At 72.6% G+C, this 19,496-nt stretch carries 23 protein-coding genes, 1 tRNA gene and 1 riboswitch; of the genes, 10 read left to right on the forward strand and 14 right to left on the reverse strand.

The annotated features are described in order from the left end of the window. Position 1 precedes the first annotated feature (1 nt). The 5 genes from ACLBYB_RS01730 to hrpB all read right to left on the reverse strand — a co-directional run bounded on the left by ACLBYB_RS01730 (position 2) and on the right by hrpB (position 5,575). A complete protein-coding gene (locus tag ACLBYB_RS01730) occupies positions 2-673 on the reverse strand; it encodes a CoA pyrophosphatase (protein ID WP_056522483.1) in 672 nt (223 codons plus the stop codon). After that, the gene (locus ACLBYB_RS01735) at positions 670-1,254 is read right to left on the reverse strand and encodes a DUF1285 domain-containing protein (RefSeq protein ID WP_447697670.1); all 585 of its coding nucleotides are present in this window, start codon (positions 1,252-1,254) and stop codon (positions 670-672) included. The genes ACLBYB_RS01730 and ACLBYB_RS01735 overlap by 4 nt, the downstream gene beginning before the upstream one ends. Before the next feature lie 90 nt (positions 1,255-1,344). Further along, on the reverse strand, positions 1,345-2,568 hold the full coding sequence (locus ACLBYB_RS01740; RefSeq protein WP_447697671.1) for an SMP-30/gluconolactonase/LRE family protein: 1,224 nt from the start codon (positions 2,566-2,568) through the stop codon (positions 1,345-1,347). Positions 2,569-2,642: 74 nt separating this feature from the next. Continuing rightward, positions 2,643-3,068 (reverse strand): PaaI family thioesterase, encoded by a 426-nt coding sequence (locus ACLBYB_RS01745; protein WP_447680592.1) that lies wholly within the window; start codon positions 3,066-3,068, stop codon positions 2,643-2,645. Positions 3,069-3,109: 41 nt separating this feature from the next. Then, on the reverse strand, positions 3,110-5,575 hold the full coding sequence (hrpB, locus tag ACLBYB_RS01750; protein WP_447697672.1) for an ATP-dependent helicase HrpB: 2,466 nt from the start codon (positions 5,573-5,575) through the stop codon (positions 3,110-3,112). A gap of 185 nt (positions 5,576-5,760) precedes the next feature. On the opposite strand from hrpB, the gene ACLBYB_RS01755 reads away from it, so the two are divergent. From ACLBYB_RS01755 to ACLBYB_RS01770, 4 genes are all read left to right on the forward strand, one after another. Next, on the forward strand, positions 5,761-6,408 hold the full coding sequence (locus ACLBYB_RS01755) for a carboxymuconolactone decarboxylase family protein (RefSeq protein WP_020093511.1): 648 nt from the start codon (positions 5,761-5,763) through the stop codon (positions 6,406-6,408). Positions 6,409-6,558: 150 nt separating this feature from the next. Then, the gene (locus tag ACLBYB_RS01760; RefSeq protein WP_447680590.1) at positions 6,559-6,792 is read left to right on the forward strand and encodes a hypothetical protein; all 234 of its coding nucleotides are present in this window, start codon (positions 6,559-6,561) and stop codon (positions 6,790-6,792) included. Positions 6,793-6,899: 107 nt separating this feature from the next. Further along, the gene (locus ACLBYB_RS01765) at positions 6,900-7,271 is read left to right on the forward strand and encodes a hypothetical protein (protein WP_447680589.1); all 372 of its coding nucleotides are present in this window, start codon (positions 6,900-6,902) and stop codon (positions 7,269-7,271) included. Between the two features lie 112 nt (positions 7,272-7,383). After that, positions 7,384-8,082 carry a YoaK family protein gene (locus tag ACLBYB_RS01770; protein ID WP_447697673.1) on the forward strand — a complete coding sequence of 233 codons (699 nt, stop codon included), beginning with the start codon at positions 7,384-7,386 and terminating at the stop codon, positions 8,080-8,082. On the opposite strand, the gene ACLBYB_RS01775 is transcribed toward ACLBYB_RS01770, so the two are convergent. The 5 genes from ACLBYB_RS01775 to ACLBYB_RS01795 all read right to left on the reverse strand — a co-directional run bounded on the left by ACLBYB_RS01775 (position 8,072) and on the right by ACLBYB_RS01795 (position 10,205). After that, positions 8,072-8,320: a flagellar protein gene (locus tag ACLBYB_RS01775; protein ID WP_447680587.1), complete on the reverse strand. Its 249-nt coding sequence runs from the start codon at positions 8,318-8,320 to the stop codon at positions 8,072-8,074. The genes ACLBYB_RS01770 and ACLBYB_RS01775 overlap by 11 nt on opposite strands. A gap of 93 nt (positions 8,321-8,413) precedes the next feature. After that, a complete protein-coding gene (locus tag ACLBYB_RS01780; protein ID WP_020093516.1) occupies positions 8,414-8,596 on the reverse strand; it encodes a hypothetical protein in 183 nt (60 codons plus the stop codon). A 25-nt stretch (positions 8,597-8,621) separates the two neighbouring features. Beyond that, a tRNA-Leu gene (locus ACLBYB_RS01785) sits at positions 8,622-8,708 on the reverse strand. A 33-nt stretch (positions 8,709-8,741) separates the two neighbouring features. Next, positions 8,742-9,935: an FAD-dependent monooxygenase gene (locus ACLBYB_RS01790; protein ID WP_447697674.1), complete on the reverse strand. Its 1,194-nt coding sequence runs from the start codon at positions 9,933-9,935 to the stop codon at positions 8,742-8,744. Between the two features lie 12 nt (positions 9,936-9,947). Then, entirely contained in the window at positions 9,948-10,205 is a 258-nt protein-coding gene (locus ACLBYB_RS01795; protein WP_020093518.1) for a zinc-finger domain-containing protein, read from the reverse strand. A 200-nt stretch (positions 10,206-10,405) separates the two neighbouring features. On the opposite strand from ACLBYB_RS01795, the gene map reads away from it, so the two are divergent. The 6 genes from map to ACLBYB_RS01825 all read left to right on the forward strand — a co-directional run bounded on the left by map (position 10,406) and on the right by ACLBYB_RS01825 (position 16,175). Continuing rightward, on the forward strand, positions 10,406-11,233 hold the full coding sequence (map, locus tag ACLBYB_RS01800; RefSeq protein ID WP_056522448.1) for a type I methionyl aminopeptidase: 828 nt from the start codon (positions 10,406-10,408) through the stop codon (positions 11,231-11,233). Between the two features lie 6 nt (positions 11,234-11,239). Then, positions 11,240-11,986: a RadC family protein gene (gene radC, locus ACLBYB_RS01805; protein ID WP_020093519.1), complete on the forward strand. Its 747-nt coding sequence runs from the start codon at positions 11,240-11,242 to the stop codon at positions 11,984-11,986. 96 nt (positions 11,987-12,082) lie between these two features. Beyond that, a complete protein-coding gene (locus tag ACLBYB_RS01810; protein ID WP_020093520.1) occupies positions 12,083-13,516 on the forward strand; it encodes a circularly permuted type 2 ATP-grasp protein in 1,434 nt (477 codons plus the stop codon). Positions 13,517-13,581: 65 nt separating this feature from the next. Then, positions 13,582-14,529 (forward strand): alpha-E domain-containing protein, encoded by a 948-nt coding sequence (locus tag ACLBYB_RS01815; RefSeq protein ID WP_020093521.1) that lies wholly within the window; start codon positions 13,582-13,584, stop codon positions 14,527-14,529. Between the two features lie 21 nt (positions 14,530-14,550). After that, positions 14,551-15,378 carry a transglutaminase family protein gene (locus tag ACLBYB_RS01820; protein WP_447697675.1) on the forward strand — a complete coding sequence of 276 codons (828 nt, stop codon included), beginning with the start codon at positions 14,551-14,553 and terminating at the stop codon, positions 15,376-15,378. Positions 15,379-15,422: 44 nt separating this feature from the next. Continuing rightward, positions 15,423-16,175 carry a peptidase gene (locus ACLBYB_RS01825; protein WP_020093523.1) on the forward strand — a complete coding sequence of 251 codons (753 nt, stop codon included), beginning with the start codon at positions 15,423-15,425 and terminating at the stop codon, positions 16,173-16,175. 58 nt (positions 16,176-16,233) lie between these two features. Here the strand turns inward: ACLBYB_RS01825 and ACLBYB_RS01830 are convergent, their stop codons facing one another. From ACLBYB_RS01830 to thiO, 4 genes are read right to left on the reverse strand one after another with little or no spacing between them, the layout of a single operon-like run. After that, entirely contained in the window at positions 16,234-16,890 is a 657-nt protein-coding gene (locus ACLBYB_RS01830; RefSeq protein WP_447697676.1) for a thiamine phosphate synthase, read from the reverse strand. Next, positions 16,887-17,690, reverse strand: coding sequence for a thiazole synthase (gene thiG, locus ACLBYB_RS01835; protein ID WP_447697677.1), 804 nt, complete (start codon positions 17,688-17,690; stop codon positions 16,887-16,889). Before thiG ends, ACLBYB_RS01830 begins: the two co-directional genes overlap by 4 nt. A gap of 2 nt (positions 17,691-17,692) precedes the next feature. After that, entirely contained in the window at positions 17,693-17,905 is a 213-nt protein-coding gene (gene thiS / locus ACLBYB_RS01840; RefSeq protein ID WP_447697678.1) for a sulfur carrier protein ThiS, read from the reverse strand. Beyond that, positions 17,902-19,125: a glycine oxidase ThiO gene (gene thiO, locus ACLBYB_RS01845; protein WP_447697679.1), complete on the reverse strand. Its 1,224-nt coding sequence runs from the start codon at positions 19,123-19,125 to the stop codon at positions 17,902-17,904. Before thiO ends, thiS begins: the two co-directional genes overlap by 4 nt. A gap of 64 nt (positions 19,126-19,189) precedes the next feature. Beyond that, a riboswitch (TPP riboswitch) is annotated at positions 19,190-19,318 on the reverse strand. Positions 19,319-19,496: the final 178 nt, after the last annotated feature.

Below are 19,496 nucleotides of genomic sequence, written 5' to 3' on the forward strand. Positions count from 1 at the left end.
CCTAACGCGCCGCGCGGTCGGCGTCGCCCGGCGCCGCCTCCGGGTAGAGCCGTTCCCGCAGATTGTTCAGGATCCCGGCGGTGACGCCCCAGATCAGCCGCTCGCCGAAGGTCAGGGCGTAGAACCAGCGCTCGCGGCCCTGCCACGCGCGGGAGCGCAGGCGGTAGCGCTCCGGGTCCATGAGGAACGGGAGCGGCACCTCGAAGACGTCGGCCACCTCGTCCGGGTTCGGCGTCAGCACCGCGCCGGGATCGACCAGGCCGATGACCGGGGTCACGAGGAAGCCGGTGCCCGAGAGGTACGGGTCGAGATAGCCGAGGAACCGCACCGCCTCGGGCGGCAGCCCGATCTCCTCGTAGGCTTCCCGCAGGGCCGCGTCCGCAGGGCCGGGATCGGAGGGATCGATCTTGCCCCCCGGCAGCGCCACCTGCCCGGAATGGTCGCGCAGGTTGGCGGCCCGCATCGTCAGGATCAGGGTCGGACCGTCCGCGCGCGGCACGACCGGCACGAGGACGGCGGCCCGGCGGTGCGGCGGCGGCGGGATCACGGCCGTCCCGTCCGGATCGAGGCTGTGGTCGCCCCGGGGATTGGAGGTCGGATCGTCCGGTCCGGGCGGGTCTGGCGACAGGCCGGCGGCGGCGCGGGCGAGGAAGTCGGCGAGCGGGTCGCTCACGCGGCGGCGACCGGCGCGATCGTGTGGAAGGCGCCGCCGGCCCACAGGCCGAGCCAGGGCTTCCCGTCGATCAGACGCTCCTCGGCGAGGTCCACGAGGTCGTAGGTGAGCGCCCGGGTCACGAGCGCCCACAGCCCGCGGCGGACATGGAGGTAGGGCTTCAGCGCCCCGTCCGGCGCCTCCTCGAAGCGGAGGGCGTGGTCGGCGTCGACGCTTACCAGGTCGTCGACGTTGGTCCGGAACGAGACCCGCCGGTCCGCCCCGCTCCCGTCCACCGCCATCTCGACGGCCACGAAGGCCGCGTCGTCCACGGTGATGCCCACGCTCTCCACCGGCGTGACCAGGACGGTCCGGCCGTCCGGCTCGCGCCGCAGGATGGTGGCGAAGAGCTTGACCAGCTTGTCCCGTCGGATCGGCGAGCCGTTGTGGAACCACGTCCCGTCCGCGGCGATGCGGATGTCGATGGCGCCGCAATAGGGTGGGTCCCACCGCTCGACCGGCGGCAACCCGCGCTTCGGCAGATCCCCGAGGGCCGCGCTGAGGCGGCTCAAGGTCGGGTCGGAGGCGGGATCCTCGGTCATGCCCGTGACAGATAGCGTCGCGATGCCCGGTCAGCCATGGCCGAGAGGAGGATCGGCGCCGGTTCCGTCCCGGATCGCAGGTGCGCGATCCTAGGCCGGCCCGGCGCCCTGGGTATTCACCGTCAGGGCGTAGAGCGACTGGCTCGCCGCCATGAACAGGCGGTTGCGCTTGGGGCCGCCGAAGGTCAGATTCCCGCACACTTCCGGCAGGCGGATCCGACCGATGAGCTTGCCCTGGGGCGTCCAGACGGTGACGCCGTTGTAGCCCACGGCCCGGCCGGCATTGCTCGACACCCAGAGATTGCCGTCGACGTCGGTCCGCAGGCCGTCGGGCCCGCATTTCACCCCGTCCACGACGCAGTCCGAGAAGAGGCGCTTGTTCGAGAGCGCCGCCCCGGCCCCGACGTCGAAGGCGTAGATCTCGCCCTTGCCGCCGGGTCCGGTATCCCCGGGACCCTTGCCGGTGGAGCAGACGTAGAGCGTCCGGTGATCGGGCGAGAAGCACAGCCCGTTGGGGTCGGGCACCTCGTCGTCGGTGAGCACCCGGTCGACCCGGCCGGACGGGTCGATGCGGTAGACGGCGTTCGGGAGCACGCGTCGCCGCGAGACGGTCCCGGCGGGCTGGCCGAGCCGCGGATCGAGATGGCCCTGCCGGTTGCTCGGGCCGCCGGCGACGTCGGGCAGGCCCTCGTAGAGCAGCGCGCCGTAGGGCGGATCGGAGAACCAGTAGGCGCCGTCCGGGTGCTGGACGACGTCGTTGGGCGAGTTGAGCGGCTTGCCCTCGAACGAATCGGCGAGGACCGTCGCCGAGCCGTCGAGCTCGTAGCGGACGACGCGTCCGGTGGCGTGCTCGCAGCTGAGCTGCCGTCCCTGTCGGTCGAAGCTGTTGCCGTTGGAGTTGTTGCTCGGCATCCGGAAGGTGGAGACGTGCCCGTCCTCCTCGAGCCAGCGCATCTGCCGGTTGTTCGGGATGTCGCTCCAGACCAGGTAACGGCCGACCGAGTTCCAGGCCGGTCCCTCCGCCCAGAGGGCGCCGGTCCAGAGCCGGCGGATGGCGCTGTTCGGCACGATGTAGGGCTCGAACGCCGGGTCGACCGTGACGATGTCCGGATCGGTGAAGTAGGTGGTCGGGGCTGCGCCAGGCCGGAAGTCGCGCGGCGGGCTCGTCACCGCGCTGGGCGGTTCCGGTCGGGCCGCCGCGTCGCCGGCAGTCACGGCCAGGGCCCCCAGGCCCGCGAGGATCGTGCGCCGGGATCGCGGAATCGACCCGCGTTCACCCGCGATCCCGGATGCGTCGGTCCGCGACGGTCGCATGCGATCCTCCCCCGCACATCGGGCCTCTGCGCCGCGATGCGCCCGGGCAGGTTAGGACCGTCGTCCTGCGCGGGTCAATCGGGACGGCGCCTCAGGATCTTCCAGACGCCGTCCGCCGAGGCGAGGAGACGTGTGCCGTCGCGGACGTCGCCGCGCATGAACACCAGGGAGCCCGTGCGCTTGACGACCTGCGGCCGGATCTCGATCCAGTCGCCGAGTCGGCCGACATCGATGAACTTCATCTCCAGCTGGATGGTCACGCAGTTGGCGCCCCCGGCGGCGCGCATCGCGGTCTCGCCGAGGGCGCGGTCGGCGAAGCTCATCAGCATGCCGCCGTGGACCACGCCGATCAGGTTGGCGTGCTTCTGATCGGCCCGGAACGCGTAGGCGCCGTCCGCGCCGCGGACGTGCAGCGGCCCGACATGGGCGATGAAGCCCTTGTCCTCCACCAGCGTCCAGCCTTCGGCGGCGGGGTCGTGGGCATCCGTGTCGGTCGTCATCGCGTCGGGTCCGTTCGTGTCGGGGTCTCGAAGGGCGGCTGTCAGGTTCCCCGGGGCTTGGCCCGGCGGGTCGGGGCCTCGCTGAGCGGGTCCTCCGGCCAGGGATGGCGCGGGTAGCGCCCGCGCATCTCGGACCGCACGGCCGTCCAGGATCCGCGCCAAAAACCCGGCAGGTCCCGGGTGATCTGGATCGGTCGCTGCGCCGGCGACAGCAGGTGCAGGACCAGCGGGCGCCCGCCGGCCCTGGGATGCCGGTCGAGGCCGAACAGCTCCTGCACCCGGACCGCCAGCGCCGGCTCCTCCGCCGTGTAATCGACCGGGATGCGCGAGCCGGTCGGCACCTCGACATGGGTCGGCGACTCCGCGTCGAGTCGGGCGCGCAGGTCCCAGGGCAGCAGGGACTGGAGGGCGTCCGCCAGGTCGCTCGCCGTGACCGACGCCAGGGCGGCGCGCCCCACCAGGGCGGGCGCCAACCACGTCTCCGCGGTGCGGGCCAGCGCGTCGTCCGACAGGTCGGGCCAGGCCGCGCCGTCGGCGGCGTGCAAGAAGGTCACCCGGGCCCGCCACTGCGCCAGGGCCGGCGTCCACGGCAGGCAATCGATCCCGAGATCGGCGATGCCGCGCGCCAGGATCGCGGCGCTGTCCGTGTCGGGCGGCACCGGCAGCGGCCGTGACCCGAGACTGACCGCTCCGAGCCGCCGGACAGCCCGCGCCCGCAGGGCCGCCGCCTGCGGATCGAAGGTGATCTCGGTGCGCGACTCGATCCGGTCGGCGAAGAGGCGCTCGATCGCCTCGGTGCCGATCGCCGCCGCGGCCAGGATCCGCGCATTCCCGGCCGACCCGGCGAGGTCGGCGATCACCAGATGGGTCTCCCGGGCGAGCGGGCTCGCCGGGTCGAGGCGCCCGGCCCGACCGCTCGCCATCACGAACTCGCCCTCGCGGCCGCGCGCCCGGGCGACCCGGTCGGGATAGGCGAGTGCCAGGAGCGGCCCTGCGGCGGCCGGGCCGGCATCCGGACTCGCCGGCCCGTCGGCCCCGGCGCTCCGGGCCCAGTTCTCGGCGAGCCGGCGCATGTCGGCGGCGCGCCCGCCCCGGTCGCGGCGGAAGCGCTTGACCCGCTCGTCGAGGTCGACCCCGTCGCCCCCGAGGCCCCGCTCCACCAGCACGGCGGCGAGGTCGGCCGCGGCCCGCGCCTGGCCGGTACCGGCCGCGACCGTCACCATCCGGGCGAGCCGCGGCGGCAGCGGCAGCGCCCGCAGGCGCGCGCCGACCGGCGTCAGGCGGCCGTCGGCGTCGAGGGCGCCCAGCTCACTCAGCAGGGCGCGGGCCTCCGCCAGGGCCGGCGCCGGCGGCGGGTCGAGGAAGGCGAGCGCGCCCGGGTCGGTCACGCCCCAGGCGGCGCAGTCGAGGAGCAGCCCGGCGAGGTCGGCCGACAGGATCTCGGGCCGCGTGAACGGCTCCAGGGCGTTGGTGCCGGCCTCGGACCAGAGCCGCCAGCACAGGCCGGGCTCGGTGCGGCCGGCGCGGCCCCGGCGCTGGTCCACCGAGGCGCGGGAGGCGCGGGCCGTGACCAAGCGGGTCAGACCGAGGCCCGGCTCGTAGACCGGGACCCGCGCCAGCCCCGAATCGACCACGATCCGGACGCCCTCGATGGTGAGGGAGGTCTCGGCGATGCTGGTCGCGAGGACGACCTTCCGCGTTCCGGCGGAGGCCGGCGCGACGGCGCGGTCCTGCTCGGCGGGCGTCAGCGCGCCGTAGAGGGGTGCGACCTGCACGTCGGGGCCGACCTTCTCGGCCAGCAGGTCGGCGGTCCGGCGGATCTCCGCCTGCCCGGGCAGGAACACCAGGATCGAGCCCGGATCCGCCCGCAGGGCGCGCAAGGTGACCTCGGCGACCGAGTCCTCGATCCGCCGGTTCGGATCGCGCTCCGCGTAGCGGGTCTCCACCGGGAAGGCGCGCCCCTCGGAGGCCACGACCGGGGCGTCGCCCATCAGCCGCGCGACCCGGGCGCCGTCGAGGGTCGCCGACATGACGAGGATCCGCAGGTCTTCCCGCAGGCCGCCCTGCGCGTCGAGCGCCAGCGCGAGGCCGAGATCGGCGTCGAGGGAGCGCTCGTGGAACTCGTCGAACAGGACGGCTCCGACCCCGGACAGTTCCGGATCGTCCAGGATCATCCGGGTGAAGACACCCTCGGTGACGACCTCGATCCGCGTGCGGCCCGAGATCTTCGAGCCGAGGCGGACGCGCAGGCCGACCGTGCCGCCGACCGGCTCGCCCAAAGTCTGGGCCATCCGCGCGGCGGCGGCCCGGGCCGCGAGGCGGCGCGGCTCCAGCAGGACGATCTTGCGCCCGTCGAGCCAGGGCGCCGCGAGCAGGTCGAGGGGCACGCGGGTCGTCTTGCCGGCGCCGGGGGGCGCCACCAGGACGGCGGCGTTCCGCGCGGCGAGCGCGCGGCGCAGATCGGGGAGCGCCGCCTCGATCGGCAGCACGGGTGCGGGACCGGCCATCGCGGCCGCTGATGGCGCGGTGCGGCGCCGAGCGCAACCGGGCCGGGCCCGGGACCGCGACGCGTCCGGCATTCCCGTGACGCCGCGCGCGATTCGACACGGGCTTGCCGCCCCGGGCCCTGGTGGCCGCGCGGCGCCGCCGCGATCGTGCGGCGCGACTGCACAGATCCAACGGGAGCTAAACGATGACCCTCCGCCGCCGCGCGCTGACTCTGGCCGCCCTCGCCCTGGCCCTGCCGCTGGCGACTCCGCTGGCGACCGTGGCGGCGCGGGCGCAAGACCGGCTGCCGACCATCCCGCCCCAGGACTACACGCCCGAGCAGAAACAGGCGGCCGAGGCCTTCGCGCAGGCACGCGGCAAGCCGCCCTTCGGGCCGTTCGAGCCGCTCATGTACTCGCCGGAAGTGATGACGCTCGCCCGGTCGATGGGCGACTACCTCCGCTTCAAGCCGAAGATCGGCACCACGCTCTCGGAGCTGGTGATCCTGATGACCGCCCGCCGCTGGACGCAGGACTACGAGTGGTACGTCCACGCGCCGATCGCCGAGAAGGCCGGCATCTCCGCCGACATCATCGCGGCGATCCGCGACGGCCGCCGGCCGGCGAAGATGAGCGACGACGAGACCCTCGTGTACGATTTCACCGCCGAGCTCCAGGACACGAAGCGCGTCTCCGACGCGACCTTCGCGCGCGCCGAGGCCCGGTTCGGCAAGCCCGGCGTCGTCGATCTGGCGGCGATCTCGGGCTACTACACGTTCCTGGCGATGGAGCTGAACGCGGCCCGCTACCCGATTCCCGCCGACGGCAAGCCCCTGCCGCGCATGCCCGAGTGACCCCGCTTATCCACAGTCGCCCGGCAGCGGCAACGGCGTTGTCCACAGGGTTTGGCTGGTCCCGTCCGGCTGGCCCGGCCGCCGTTGACGGAACGTTAACCCTGATGGCTTGTTCTCTTTTCGTTCCCGGACGCGACGAAGGAGAACCCGATGCTGACCCAGGTCCTGGCCCAGCGCGACGATCACGTATGCCCCGTCGAGGCGATCAGCGCCGCGTATCTCGGCTTCGCGGGCGGCGATGCCGGGATCGCCCTGCGCTGCGCGATCGCCGACGCCCTGTCCGACCTGATGGAGGCCGAGCGGCGCACGCGCGAGCGCAGTCGCCTGATCTCCCGAGGCTACGTCCGCACCGCCCCCGACACGGAGGCCGGAGCGGCAAGCTGAACCGTGGCTGCAGGCCGGCTTCAGCATCGGTGCAGCGCGGGCGCGGCATTGTCCCTCCTGTGATCCGGGGCGCCGCAGGCGCTCCCCGCACCCACCGGAGACAGGTCATGACACGCATCGCTCTGCTCTCGGCCGCCGCGCTGATCGGCGCGGGCACCCTGGCCTCCACCGCCGCCGAGGCCCGCGGCGGCGGCGCCATCGCGGCCGGCATCATCGGCGGCCTCGCGGCCGGCGCCCTGATCGGCGCCGCGACCCAGGCCCACGCGGCGCCCGGCTACGGCTACGGATACGCGGATTACGGCTACGCCCCGGCTCCCGTGGTCGTGCGGCGGGCCCCGGTCTACCGCGTCTACGAGGAGGACGCGCCGGTCTACGCCACCCGCCGGACCGTGACCTACGAGCGGGTCCCGGTCGGCTACGGCCCCGCCCGCCACTGGGGCGGGGATTACGAGGGCGGCTACGGCTATCGCGGCTGGTGAGCCGGGGGTTGCGCCCGGCGCCGTGACGGCGCCCGGGCGCGTGGCTTAAGACGGTGGCGGCGCCGACCGAATCGGGTTCTCGGCACCCCACCGACGGGTCATCGACGGGTCCATGCTGGTCCACGAAGGCGAGACGCGTACCCCCGAGGCCGACAGGGCGCTCGCCCTCTCCCTCGCCGGGGTGGCCGGCGCGCTGAACACCGCCGGCTTCTACGCGGTGGGCCTCTACGCCTCGAACATGACCGGGAACGTCTCGGCCATCTCGGACAGGACCGGCACGGGCGACCTGCTCCTCGCCGCGCAGGCCGGTCTGCTCGTCGTCCTGTTCGTGCTCGGCGCCGCCACCGCGACGCTGCTGATCCGCCGCCGCCGCCGCGGGCACCGACCGGGCGCCTACGCCTACGGGGTCTGCGCGGAGGCGATCCTCCTCGTCGCCGTCGGCCTGGTCGTGCTGCCGCTCGAGGAGCCGGCGCGGAGCCACGCCCTGGTGCTCGGCCTGAGCTTCGTCCTGGGCCTCCAGAACGCGGCCGTGACGAAGATCTCCGAATCGCGGGTGCGGACCACGCACGTGACCGGCATGATCACCGACATCGGCATCGAACTCGCGCGCTGGCTGGACCGCGGCCCATCCGGCGCGGATCCACTCAAGCCCCACGATCCGGAGCGGCTGCGGCTGTACCTGCTGACCGTCGGCGCCTTCCTGGCGGGCGGTGTGGTGGGGGTCGTGGCCTACCGCCTCGTCGGCGTGGCCCTGCTCTTCGCGGCGGCCGCGATCCTGGCCGGACTCGCCCTCCCCGCTCTCAGGCGGTGACGTCGAGGAGCTGGCCCATCATGCGGTCGGCGGAGCGCGCCACCGCGGCGTTCAGCGCGAAGGCCGACCGCGACCCGATGAGGTCCAGCGCGGCCCCCGACAGGTCCACCTGCGCGGCCGGCGGCAGGGCCGTGTCGCCGGTGGGCGCGCCGCTCGCCGCGATGGTCTCGGCCGCTCTCCCGAGCCGGTCGGTGGCCCGGCTCATGCCGGTGGCGGCGGTCTGAAGGGCGTCGATCATACCGGAATCTCCCCGCCGCCACTCTGGCAGGGACACGACAAGGGCCGGTTTCGGCGATCGCTCAAATGCGATCCATCCGGCGCGACGGCCGCCTCACCCCTTCGGCGCGCACACGGTCACCGGAGAGGCGCCGCCGTAGGGCCGCTCCGCCTCGGCGATCTGCTTCGCGGCGGCCTCGCAGGCCTGCTTCGTGTTGAACTCGACGGATCCGATCGCGGAGCCCGAGCCGGCGAGCATGATGATGAGCACGTAGACCACGCCATTCCCCTCCGGCATCCCGGTCCGGCGTCGCGCTGCGTGCTGGTGCGGACGGCGGGACTCGAACCCGCACGGCCTCGCGGCCGCAAGATTTTAAGTCTCGTGCGTCTACCGGTTCCGCCACGTCCGCATGCACCCTCGGTAGCGGGGGCGGCGGGTCCGATCAAGCGGGGGGCGTCCAGCCATACAGCCAGGCGTAGCGGTCGCGCATGCCGTCCGGGCCGAGACGGGCCATCACGGCGTTGCGCAGGAACGCCACCACGCCGCCGGCGTGGTAGGTCCGGCCGTTGCTCCGCGCCGCTTTCTGAACCCGTCGCACCCGTGCGGTCCGCGCGCCCGAATACGCCGCGAGCGCGGCCGGAACGTCGGCGTTGTCCGCGAGGGCGCGCGTGAGGACCGCGGCGTCCTCGATCGCCAGGGCGGCCCCCTGCGCGAGATAGGGCAGCACCGGGTGGCCGGCATCGCCGATCAGCGCGAGCCGGTCGCGGGCGAGCGGGCGCGCCACGGCGCGGTCGGCGAGCGACCAGACCAGCCAGGAATCCGGCAGGCTCAGGAGGTCGCGAAGCGGCGCGGCGCTGCCGCGCAGATGCCCGCGCAGCACGGCCGGCTCCCCGAGCCGGCCCCAGCCCTCGTCGCCCACCGCCTCGGGCACCACCGCCACCACGTTCAGGAACTGGCCGTCCCGCACCGGGTAATGCACCACGTGCCGGCCGCGGCCGAGCCACAGGCCGGTGGCGCCGCCGCGCAGGTCCTGCGGGACTGCCTCCATCGGGATGAGCGCGCGCCACGCCGCGGCCTGACCCGGCCGGAGCGGCGCCGAATCGAGCTGCGCGCGCAGCCGGGATCTCAGCCCGTCCGCGCCGATCGCGAGGTCGTAGGCGACCGGCTGGGCCCCGCTCGCGCCCTCGACGGTGAGGACGGCCTCGGACGTCGTCTGGGACACGGCCGTGACGGTGCGCCCCATCATCAGGCGGATCGTCGAGCGGCTCCGGAGCGCGTCGAGCAGCAGTGTCTGCAGGTCGGCGCGGTGGATCACGTAGTAGGGCGCGCCGAAGCGGCTCTGCGCCTGCGCGCCGAGCGCCACGCCGCCGATGCGGCGGCCGCTGTCCAGGGCCCGCACCTCGACGGCGGGCGGCTCGCTCGCCGCCCGGCGCAGCGCCGCGGAGAGCCCGAGGCCCGCCAGAACCCGGCTCGCGTTGGGCGAGATCTGGATCCCGGCCCCGACTTCGCTGAAGCCGGTCCGGCGCTCGATCACCGTGACGGCGTGGCCGGCATCCGACAGCGCCAGCGCCGCCGTCAGGCCGCCGATCCCGGCCCCGACGATCCCGATCCGCAGTGATGGACTGCCAGAAGGCACGGTGGGCGGCGCCTACTCCGCCGCGACCTTGGCGTCGTCCCGCCACACGCAGGCCTGCGGCTCCGCCTCGTCGGCCTTCAGGCCGGCCCGGTAGCGGTAGAGCGTCGAGCAGTACTGGCAGATGATCTCGCTGTCGGCGCCCATGTCGAGGAACACGTGCGGGTGGTCGAACGGCGGCAGCGCGCCGATGCACATGAACTCCTTCACGCCCACGGTGATAACCGGCACGCCCGGCTCGTTGTGGAAGTGCGGTACCGCCTTGCCTGCCATCCGGCCCTCGCCTGCCCCGCGACCGACCGCGCGGCGAATCTGCCAGCGCGCTCCCGGGCGTCTCGCGGCCGCTTATGCCGCCAGCCCCGCGACCGGCGCAAGCCTCGCCCGACCTACGACCGATGCGGCTTGGACTCGCGGGCCCCGCGCCGTACATAGGGCGAAGCCCGATTGACGCCGCCGCGAAAAAAGTCCCGATCATGCAGCAGGAACAGGCCAGTGCGCAGGGTGCGCGCCGCGCCCCGGAACCGCCGATCCACGGTCCCGAGGGCTTCGAGGGCATGCGCCGGGCGGGGCGGCTCACCGCCGAGGCCCTCGACCTGCTGATGGAGGCGACGCAGCCCGGCGTCACCACCGAGGAACTCGACAGGCTCGCCTACACCTTCGCCATGGACCACGGCGCCTATCCGGCCTCGCTGCTCTACCGCGGCTACCCGAAGTCGATCTGCACCTCGATCAACCACGTGGTCTGCCACGGCATCCCCAACGACAAGCCGCTGCGCGAGGGCGACATCGTCAATCTCGACATCTGCCTGATCCTCGACGGCTGGCACGGTGATTCGAGCCGGATGGCCTATGTCGGCGAGGTGCCGCGCAAGGCCCAGCGCCTGTGCGAGATCACCTACGAGGCGCTGATGCGCGGCGTCGCCGCCGTGAAGCCGGGCGGATCGACCAACGACATCGGCCGGGCGATCCAGTCCTACGCCGAGGGCGAGCGCTGCTCGGTGGTGCGCGATTTCTGCGGCCACGGCCTTGGGCGCACCTACCACGACGCGCCCACGATCCTGCACTACGTCGAGGCCAGCTACGACGTGCCGTTCAAACCCGGCCAGTTCTTCACGATCGAGCCGATGATCAATCTGGGCCGGCCCGCCGTGAAGGTCCTGGGCGACGGCTGGACCGCCGTGACCCGCGACCGCTCGCTCTCCGCCCAGTTCGAGCACACGGTCGGTGTCACCGAGACCGGCGTCGAGATCTTCACGATCTCGCCGAAGGGGCTGCACCAGCCCGTCAACCCGGCCGCCTGACCGGCCGTGCCCGAGCGGCAGGACGACGGTGAGGCGGGGCTGTTCGCCGACAGCGCCGCCCCGTCGCCGGTCGAGAAGGAGACGCCGCACTACCACGGCCACCGCGACCGCCTGCGGGAGAAGTTCTCCGCCGCGGGGCCCGACGCGCTGCCCGATTACGAGCTGCTGGAGCTCGTCCTGTTCCGGGCGATTCCCCGGCGCGACGTGAAGCCCCTCGCCAAGGCGCTGGTCGCCCGGTTCGGCAGCTTCGCCGAGGTGGTCAGCGCCGAGCCGGCGCGGCTCATGGAAGTGGAGGGCGTGAGCGCCGGGGTCGCGTCCGACCTCAAGGTGATCGAGGCCGCGGCGCGGCGGCTGGCCCGGGGCGCGATCCGCGAGCGCGCGCTCCTGGGCTCGTGGAGCGCCCTGCACGAGTACCTGCGCGCCACCATGGCGTTCGCCCCGCGCGAGGAGTTCCGCGTCCTCTTTCTCGACAAGCGCAACCACCTCATCGCCGACGAGGTGCAAGGGCGCGGCACCGTCGACCACACGCCGGTCTACCCGCGCGAGGTCGCCCGCCGGGCGCTCGAACTGTCGGCGACGGCCATCATCCTGGCCCACAACCACCCGTCCGGCGACCCGGCCCCGTCGGCGGCCGACGTGGCGATGACCCGCGAGATCGTGGCCGTCCTGGCGCCGCTCAAGATTGTGGTCCACGACCACGTGATCCTCGGCCGAAACGGTCACGCCAGCCTGAAAGGCCTGAAGTTGATCTGATCCTCCGGCCGCCTTGAGCGTTATCGCCCGCGGATATAGCCATGATCGGGTGGCGCGCCTCTTGCCTCAAGAGCGGGAGCGTACGGGAGGAGCGAGATGGCGGTGACGGCCTTCGACGAGATGAACGGGATCGGCGCGGCCGATCCGGCGGCCGTCCGCGACGCCTACGGCCAGCTCAAGGCTTGGCTCGACTCCACGCCGCCCGAGCATTTCAACACCCGCCGCAGCCAGGCCGAGCTGCTGTTCCGCCGGATCGGCATCACCTTCGCGGTCTACGGCGACAACGAGTCGACCGAGCGGCTGATCCCGTTCGACATCATCCCCCGGGTGATCACCAAGCCGGAATGGGCCTTCCTGGAGCGCGGGCTGACGCAGCGGGTCACCGCCATCAACCTGTTCCTGAAGGACATCTACGGCGCCCAGGAATGCATCAAGGCCGGCATCATCCCGGCCGACCTCGTCTACCGCAACGCCCATTACCGCATGGAGATGCGGTCCTTCCGCGTGCCGCACGACCTCTACGTGCACATCGCCGGCATCGACATCGTTCGGACCGGCGAGAACGACTTCTTCGTGCTGGAGGACAACGCCCGCATCCCGTCGGGCGTCTCCTACATGCTGGAGAACCGGGAGGTGATGCTGCGCCTGTTCCCGGACCTGTTCTCGAAGCACCGGGTCGCGCCGGTGGAGAACTACCCGGACGCCCTGCTCGCCACCCTGCGCAGCCTCGCGCCGGGCTCGGCGACCCGGGACCCGACCGTCGTGCTGCTGACCCCCGGACGCTACAATTCCGCGTTCTACGAGCACTCGTTCCTGGCCGACAAGCTCGGCGTCGAGCTGGTGGAGGCGTCCGACCTCTTCACCAAGGACGACGTCGTCTACATGCGCACAACCGAGGGGCCGCGGAAGGTCGACGTCATCTACCGCCGCCTCGACGACGACTTCCTCGACCCCCTGGTCTTCCGCCCGGACTCGGTGCTCGGCGTGCCCGGCCTGATGAACGCCTACGAGCGCGGCTCGGTCACCCTCGCCAACGCGGTCGGGACCGGCATCTCGGACGACAAGGCGGTCTACAGCTACATGCCGGAGATCGTGAAGTTCTTCACCGGCGAGGAGCCGATCCTGCACAACGTGCCGACCTATCGGTGCCGCGAGAAGGACGCGTTCGCGTACGTGATGGACAACCTGTCCGACCTGGTGGTGAAGGAGGTCAACGGCTCGGGCGGCTACGGAATGCTGGTCGGACCGCACGCCAGCAAGCGCGAGCTCGACGATTTCGCCAAGAAGCTCAAGCACGCCCCGGACGGGTTCATCGCCCAGCCGACCCTGTCGCTCTCCACCTGCCCGACCTTCGTGGCCTCGGGCGTCGCGCCCCGCCACGTCGACCTGCGGCCCTTCGTGCTGTGCGGGGCCGACAAGATCCGCATCGTTCCGGGCGGCCTGACCCGGGTGGCGCTGAAGGAAGGCTCCCTGGTGGTCAATTCCAGCCAGGGCGGTGGCACCAAGGATACCTGGGTGCTCGACGCCTGAGCTCCGCGATATCCGGACGTTCCGAGGCGCGGACACCGTGGTCCGCACGACTTGGCTGAAGACCGATGCTCTCCAGGACTGCCGACAACCTCTTCTGGCTCTCCCGCTACGTCGAGCGCGCCGACTTCGTCGCCCGTATCCTCGACGCGGCGCACCGATTCGCGTCTCTGCCGACGAGCTACGGCGGCGGCGGGAGCAACGAGTGGGAATCGGCCCTCGCCTCGGCCGGCGACCCCGACGCGTTCAAGACCCATTACAGCGCGATCAACGCCGACACGGTCTGCGACTTCCTGGCCTTCAGCCCGCACAACCCGTCCTCGATCCGCTCCTGCATCGAGGCGGCCCGCGAGAATGCCCGCTCGGTGCGCACGGCGCTCACCACCGAGATGTGGGACGCGATCAACGGCGCGTGGCTGGAGCTGCGCAACTACGCCGGCAAAGACCTGAACCGCGACGAGTTCGGCCGCTTCCTCGACTGGGTGAAGACCGTCTCGCTGACCTTCGACGGCTCGGCCTTCCGGACGATGCTGCGCAACGACGCCTTCTGGTTCACTCGGCTCGGCACGGCGATCGAGCGGGCGGACAACACCGCCCGCATCCTCGACGTGAAGTACCAGATCCTGCTGCCGCACGACGAGACGGTGGGCGGCAGCCTCGACTACTTCCAGTGGACCACGATCCTGCGCGAAGTGTCGGCGTTCAACGCTTACCACTGGGTCTACCGGGAGAGCATCAAGCCGCTGCTGGTGGCCGACCTCCTGATGCTCAACAAGCAGATGCCGCGCTCCTTCGCGAACTGCTACGGCGTGATCGTCGAGTATCTCGACCTGATCGCCGACGCCTACGGCCGCCGGGGCCCGAGCCAGCGCCTCGCGGGAAACATGTTGGCGAAGCTGGAGGGCGAGGATATCGACCGGGTCTTCGCCACCGGGCTGCACGAGTTCGTCGAGGCGTTCATCGCCGAGAACAACAAGGTGGGCGAGGCGATCGCGAAGCAGTATCTGGTCGGCTGAACAGGACGGACAGGACGGCGCATGCGCATCCGCGTGGTTCACGAGACCATCTACACGTACGAGCAGCCGGCCCGCGGGCTCGTGCAGGTCCTGCGGCTGACGCCGCGGGACCATGACGGGCAGTACGTCCGCGGGTGGCGGATCGACACCACCGTCGACGGGCGGCTGACCGCCCGCGAGGACGGGTTCGGCAACGTCGTCCACTGGTTCACGCCGGACGAGCCGGCCGACGCCCTGACCATCCGGGTCACCGGGGAGGTCGACACCGACGACACGCACGGCGTCGTGCGCGGCACGGTGGAGCGCCTGCCGGACGAGTTCTACCTGCGCGACACGGACCTGTGCGCCGCGAGCCCGGAGTTGCACGCCTTCGCGGAGCGCGTCGCCGCCGAGGACGACGGTGCGACCTTGGCCCGACTCCACCGGCTGATGGGGGCTGTCCACGGTGCTGTGGCCCACGAGCCCGGTCCCGCGAGCGGCGTGGTGCCGGCCGGCAAGGCGTTCGCCGCGGGCCGCGGAATCTGCCAGGATCTCGCCCACGTGCTCATCGCCGCCGCCCGCCACATCGGCATCCCGGCGCGCTACGTCGCCGGCTACCGGGCCCGGGAGGACGGGCAGGCGGATGTCGAGGCGCCCCACGGCTGGGTCGAGGCCCTGGTGCCGGATCTCGGCTGGGTGGCGTTCGACCCGTGCTACGATGTCAGCCCGACGGACAACTACATCCGCGTCGCCACCGGCCTGGACTATCTCGGGGCGGCGCCGATCCGCGGCAGCCGGACCGGCGGTGGCACCGAGACACTGGACGTGAAGCTCCGGGTCGAGCAAGGCAGGGCCGCCGCTCAATCCTGACCGTCCCGACCCCGGTCCGCCGACCGCACGAGAGCCCGAAGACGATGACTTACTGCGTCGGTGTCCTGGTGGAGGAAGGGCTGGTCATGGTCGCCGATACCCGCACCAATGCGGGGCTCGACGACATCTCGACCTACCGCAAGCTCCACCATTTTAACGTGCCGGGCGAGCGGGTGATGATGCTCGCCTCCGCGGGCAACCTCTCGATCACCCAGTCGGTGCTCAGCCTGCTCCAGGAGGGCGTGCCCGGCGAGGAGGAGGGTGAGCCGCCGCAGAAGCTCGTCGAGGCGCCGACGATGTTCCAGGCGGCGCAGCTGATCGGCCGGGCCATCCGGCGGGTGCGCGCCATCGAGAAGGACGGGTTCGAGGCCGCCAATATCCGGTTCTCGATCTCGCTGCTGTTTGGCGGCCAGATCGGCACCGGCGAGATGCGGCTGTACCTGATCTACTCCGCCGGCAACTTCATCGAGTGCAGCACCGACGCGCCGTTCCTCCAGATCGGCGAGCACAAGTACGGCAAGCCGATCCTCGACCGCGCCGTGAAGTACACGACCGACCTCTATGACGCCCTCAAGGTGAGCCTGGTCTCGATGGATTCGACCATGCGGTCGAATCTGGGCGTCGGCCTGCCGATCGACATCGCGGTCGCCCGCCGGAACGCGCTGACGCTCGAGGTGAACCACCGGATCGAGGCCGGCGAGGGCTACTTCCACGATCTGCGCGAGCGCTGGTCGGCGGCGCTGCGCGCGGCGCACCGGGCGATCCCGCGCCCGCCCTACGGACCGTCCAACGCCTAGGGCAACCCCAGCATCGGCCGTCTTGCTCCGCTGTGCTCGCCGGGACGGGGGCAGATTTCTACGTGGTTGTCCGAGCCGCTGAAGACTCCGCTGCGCCCCAGGCCTTCATTAGCGCCCGGGTCGCCTCGGCCGGATCCATCGCCCGCATCGGGCCGCCCATGACGGCGAAGCCCGCCGCCCCCGCCGCGCGACAGGCCCCGATCACCTCCGGACCGACACCGCCCAGAGCCACGATCGGCAGGCCCGCCGCGCGTGCGGCGGCGAGGCCCTCCGGTCCGAGAGCCGGTCCGTAACCGGGCTTGCTCGCTGTCGCGTAGATCGGGCTGAGGGTCACGTAGTCGGCGCCGGCCCGCGCGGCGGCCGCGGCCTCGTGCGGCGCGTGCGCGGAAACGCCGATCAGCGCGGCCTCGCCCAGGGTGGCCCGCGCCGCCGCGATAACCTCCAGTCCCGAGCCGCCGCCGAGATGCACGCCGTCGGCGCCGAGGGCGTGCGCGAACGCGACGTCGCCTCCGACCGTCAGGACGCCGTTCGCGGCCCGCACGCGCTCGGCCACGCGCACGCCGAGACGCAGGCGGGCATCCGCCTCCAAGTCCCTGTCGCGGAACCAGATCCAGCGCCCGCCGCCGTCGAGGACCGCCTGGACGGTCTCGGCGAGGGGCCGCGGATGCCCGTGCCGGTCCGTCACCGCGAGCAGCGGCGACGGCAGCGGCCTCACGAGCCGACGAGGCCGAGCTGCGGGCTCGACGGCTCGGCCCGGCCGCGGCGGGGGATCCGCCCGGCGCGGTGCGCGTCGCGCCCGGCTTCCACGGCCCGGCCCATGGCGCGGGCCATCCGCACCGGATCGTCGGCCTTGGCGATCGCGGTGTTGATCAGGCAGGCGGAGGCGCCGAGTTCCATGGCGATCACCGCGTCCGAGGCGGTGCCGATCCCGGCATCCACCACCACCGGTACCGTCGCCCGGCGGCAGATCAGCTCCAGGTTGGCCGGGTTGGCCACCCCCATCCCGGAGCCGATCAGGGAGCCCATGGGCATCACGGCGGCGCAGCCGAGATCCTCCAGGCGCTGGCACACGATCGGGTCGTCGTTGCAGTAGGGCAGCACCACGAAGCCGTCGTCCACGAGGTGGCGGCAGGCCTCGATCAGCTCCATGACGTCCGGATAGAGCGTCTCGCGGTCGCCGATCACCTCGACCTTGATCCAGTTGGTGTCGAGCGCCTCGCGGGCGAGCTCGGCGGTCATGATCGCGTCGCGGGCCGTCTCGCAGCCGGCGGTGTTCGGCAGGAAGCGCTTGCCCTTCAGGATCTTGACCGTGTCCGAGCCGTGGCCCTGGAGCGAGACCCGGCGGATCGAGGCGGTGACGACCTCGGCGCCGCTCGCCGCGACGGCGTCGCGCATGATCGCCTGCGTCGGGTAGCCGGCGGTGCCGATGAACAGCCGGGACGACAGCGTCACCCCGGCGATGGTCAGGCTGTCATCCCCACCCTCGGGGCGCGGCGGCAAGTGACTCTGGTCCATGCTCAACCTCCCTGCATGGCGCGGACGATCTCGACCCGGTCGCCCTCCGCGACCGGTGTCTCGCCCCAGTCCCGGCGGCGCAGAACGCGGCCGTTCAGCGCGATGGCGACGCCCTGCGGGCTCTCGATGCCGCTCTCCTCCGCCTCCAGGCGGAACAGGGCGTCCACCGTCTCGGCCGCGCACTCGCGCGGCTCACCGTTGACCAGGAGTTTCATGCCGAGGCCCTCAGCGCTTCCGGCTGGCCGAAGCGCGCGCGGGTGAAGGGACGCGCCACCTCCGGCAGCGCGCCGCGCAGCACCAGCGCGGCGATCGCGTCGGCGGTGACCGGGGCGAGCAGGTAGCCGTTGCGGTGATGCCCGGTGGCGGCGACGAGGCCAGGGGCGATCGCGTCGAGGATCGGTGCGTCGTCGTCCGAGGTCGGCCGGTAGCCGCTCCACACAGCCTCCACCTCCATCTCCTCGATGCCGGGCAGCACCCGGCGGGCGCCCTCCAGCAGGGCGTAGAGCCCGCCCGCGGTGACGCCGGGACGGAAGCCGCAATCCTCCACGGTCGCGCCCACGACGAGCTGGCCGTCGCTCTTCGGGGCCATGTGGACCTGCTCGGTCCAGACCATCCGCGCCAGGGTACCGGTCCGGGCGGTGGTGCGCAGGGCCAGGGACTGGCCCTTCAGCGGGCGGACCGGAAGGGCGAGCGCGTCGGGCAGCAGGCCGCCCTCCCCGCTCCAGGCGCCGGAGGCGAGGATGACGGTCTCAGCCGACACGACGCGGTCGCCGGCGCGGATCCCGGTCACGCGGCCGCCCGACCAGTCCAGGGCGGTGACGGGGGTCCGCTCCACTAGGATCACGCCGGCGCGGCGGCAGGCCTCGGTGAGGGCGTCCATGACCAGGCGGGGATCGACCTGATGGTCGAGCGGACAGTGGATCCCGGCGGTGACCGAGGGGCGCAGGCCCGGCTCCAGACGCCGGACCTCGCTGCCCGGCAGCCACGCGGCCTCGAGCCCCGAGCGGCGCTGCAGGTCGTAGCGGAAGCGCAGGCGTTCGACCTCGTCGCGGCCGACCGCCAGCACCAGGGTGCCGTCGGCGCGGTAGTCGATCGCCCGGCCGGACTCGGCCTCCAGGGCGTCGCGGAACGCGGGCCAGAGCCGCAGCGAGTCCAGGGCGAGCGGGAGCAGCGGATCGGAGCCCGGCTCGTGCTCGGCGGCCGGGGCCAGCATGCCGGTGGCCGCGAGGCTCGCGCCCGCCCCGATCGTGTCCCGCTCCAGCACCGTCACGGCGCGGCTGGCCCGGGCGAGGCGCCACGCGATCGACAGCCCGATCAGCCCGCCGCCGACCACGGCGACGTCCGTCCGAGCCGGAAGGGTCGCCGGCGCGGCGCTGCTGTCCGGGTTGCGGCGGCGGCCGATCGGTGAGGCGGGTCGGTCGAGGGGCACAATCATCTCCGCGGATTGCCGTCGCGGAGATCGGGCCGTACGCTTCGGTGAGAAGCTGTGGCCTGCCTTTCGGGCGGCCGCGGTCCAATCCCTACGCCGGTATGAGCCGGATCAGGTTCGAAGGATTTCCGCGCCGCAGGTCCTGACGGACGTGCCAGCGGTTTCTCAGCCCCTTGCCGGGGATCTCCCTGGAACAGACGCAGATGTGGCTCCCCGGCCGCTGCCGGTCAACCCCGCGCCGCGACCATCCGGGCGTTCCCGCGACAATCCGATGATCCCGGTGACGATCTGGACACCAAGCGGAGCGGAATCAGCGCGCGCCGCGGCGGCGGCCGCGATCGCGCACCATCCCTTCACCGGTCTGGCCTCTCATCACC

Source organism: Methylobacterium sp. D54C (assembly GCF_053345595.1).

Excerpts from the sequence above, each read along its gene's own strand:
- thiG (WP_447697677.1), bottom strand. The coding sequence starts at position 17,690 with ATGGACCAGAGTCACTTGCCGCCGCGCCCCGAGGGTGGGGATGACAGC.
- ACLBYB_RS01735 (WP_447697670.1), bottom strand. The coding sequence starts at position 1,254 with ATGACCGAGGATCCCGCCTCCGACCCGACCTTGAGCCGCCTCAGCGCG.
- ACLBYB_RS01810 (WP_020093520.1), top strand. The coding sequence starts at position 12,083 with ATGGCGGTGACGGCCTTCGACGAGATGAACGGGATCGGCGCGGCCGAT.
- ACLBYB_RS01740 (WP_447697671.1), bottom strand. The coding sequence starts at position 2,568 with ATGCGACCGTCGCGGACCGACGCATCCGGGATCGCGGGTGAACGCGGG.
- ACLBYB_RS01760 (WP_447680590.1), top strand. The coding sequence starts at position 6,559 with ATGCTGACCCAGGTCCTGGCCCAGCGCGACGATCACGTATGCCCCGTC.
- thiS (WP_447697678.1), bottom strand. The coding sequence starts at position 17,905 with ATGAAACTCCTGGTCAACGGTGAGCCGCGCGAGTGCGCGGCCGAGACG.
- map (WP_056522448.1), top strand. The coding sequence starts at position 10,406 with ATGCAGCAGGAACAGGCCAGTGCGCAGGGTGCGCGCCGCGCCCCGGAA.
- ACLBYB_RS01755 (WP_020093511.1), top strand. The coding sequence starts at position 5,761 with ATGACCCTCCGCCGCCGCGCGCTGACTCTGGCCGCCCTCGCCCTGGCC.
- ACLBYB_RS01780 (WP_020093516.1), bottom strand. The coding sequence starts at position 8,596 with ATGCCGGAGGGGAATGGCGTGGTCTACGTGCTCATCATCATGCTCGCC.
- ACLBYB_RS01745 (WP_447680592.1), bottom strand. The coding sequence starts at position 3,068 with ATGACGACCGACACGGATGCCCACGACCCCGCCGCCGAAGGCTGGACG.
- ACLBYB_RS01820 (WP_447697675.1), top strand. The coding sequence starts at position 14,551 with ATGCGCATCCGCGTGGTTCACGAGACCATCTACACGTACGAGCAGCCG.
- thiO (WP_447697679.1), bottom strand. The coding sequence starts at position 19,125 with ATGATTGTGCCCCTCGACCGACCCGCCTCACCGATCGGCCGCCGCCGC.
- ACLBYB_RS01815 (WP_020093521.1), top strand. The coding sequence starts at position 13,582 with ATGCTCTCCAGGACTGCCGACAACCTCTTCTGGCTCTCCCGCTACGTC.
- hrpB (WP_447697672.1), bottom strand. The coding sequence starts at position 5,575 with ATGGCCGGTCCCGCACCCGTGCTGCCGATCGAGGCGGCGCTCCCCGAT.
- ACLBYB_RS01765 (WP_447680589.1), top strand. The coding sequence starts at position 6,900 with ATGACACGCATCGCTCTGCTCTCGGCCGCCGCGCTGATCGGCGCGGGC.
- ACLBYB_RS01825 (WP_020093523.1), top strand. The coding sequence starts at position 15,423 with ATGACTTACTGCGTCGGTGTCCTGGTGGAGGAAGGGCTGGTCATGGTC.
- ACLBYB_RS01770 (WP_447697673.1), top strand. The coding sequence starts at position 7,384 with ATGCTGGTCCACGAAGGCGAGACGCGTACCCCCGAGGCCGACAGGGCG.
- ACLBYB_RS01775 (WP_447680587.1), bottom strand. The coding sequence starts at position 8,320 with ATGATCGACGCCCTTCAGACCGCCGCCACCGGCATGAGCCGGGCCACC.
- ACLBYB_RS01795 (WP_020093518.1), bottom strand. The coding sequence starts at position 10,205 with ATGGCAGGCAAGGCGGTACCGCACTTCCACAACGAGCCGGGCGTGCCG.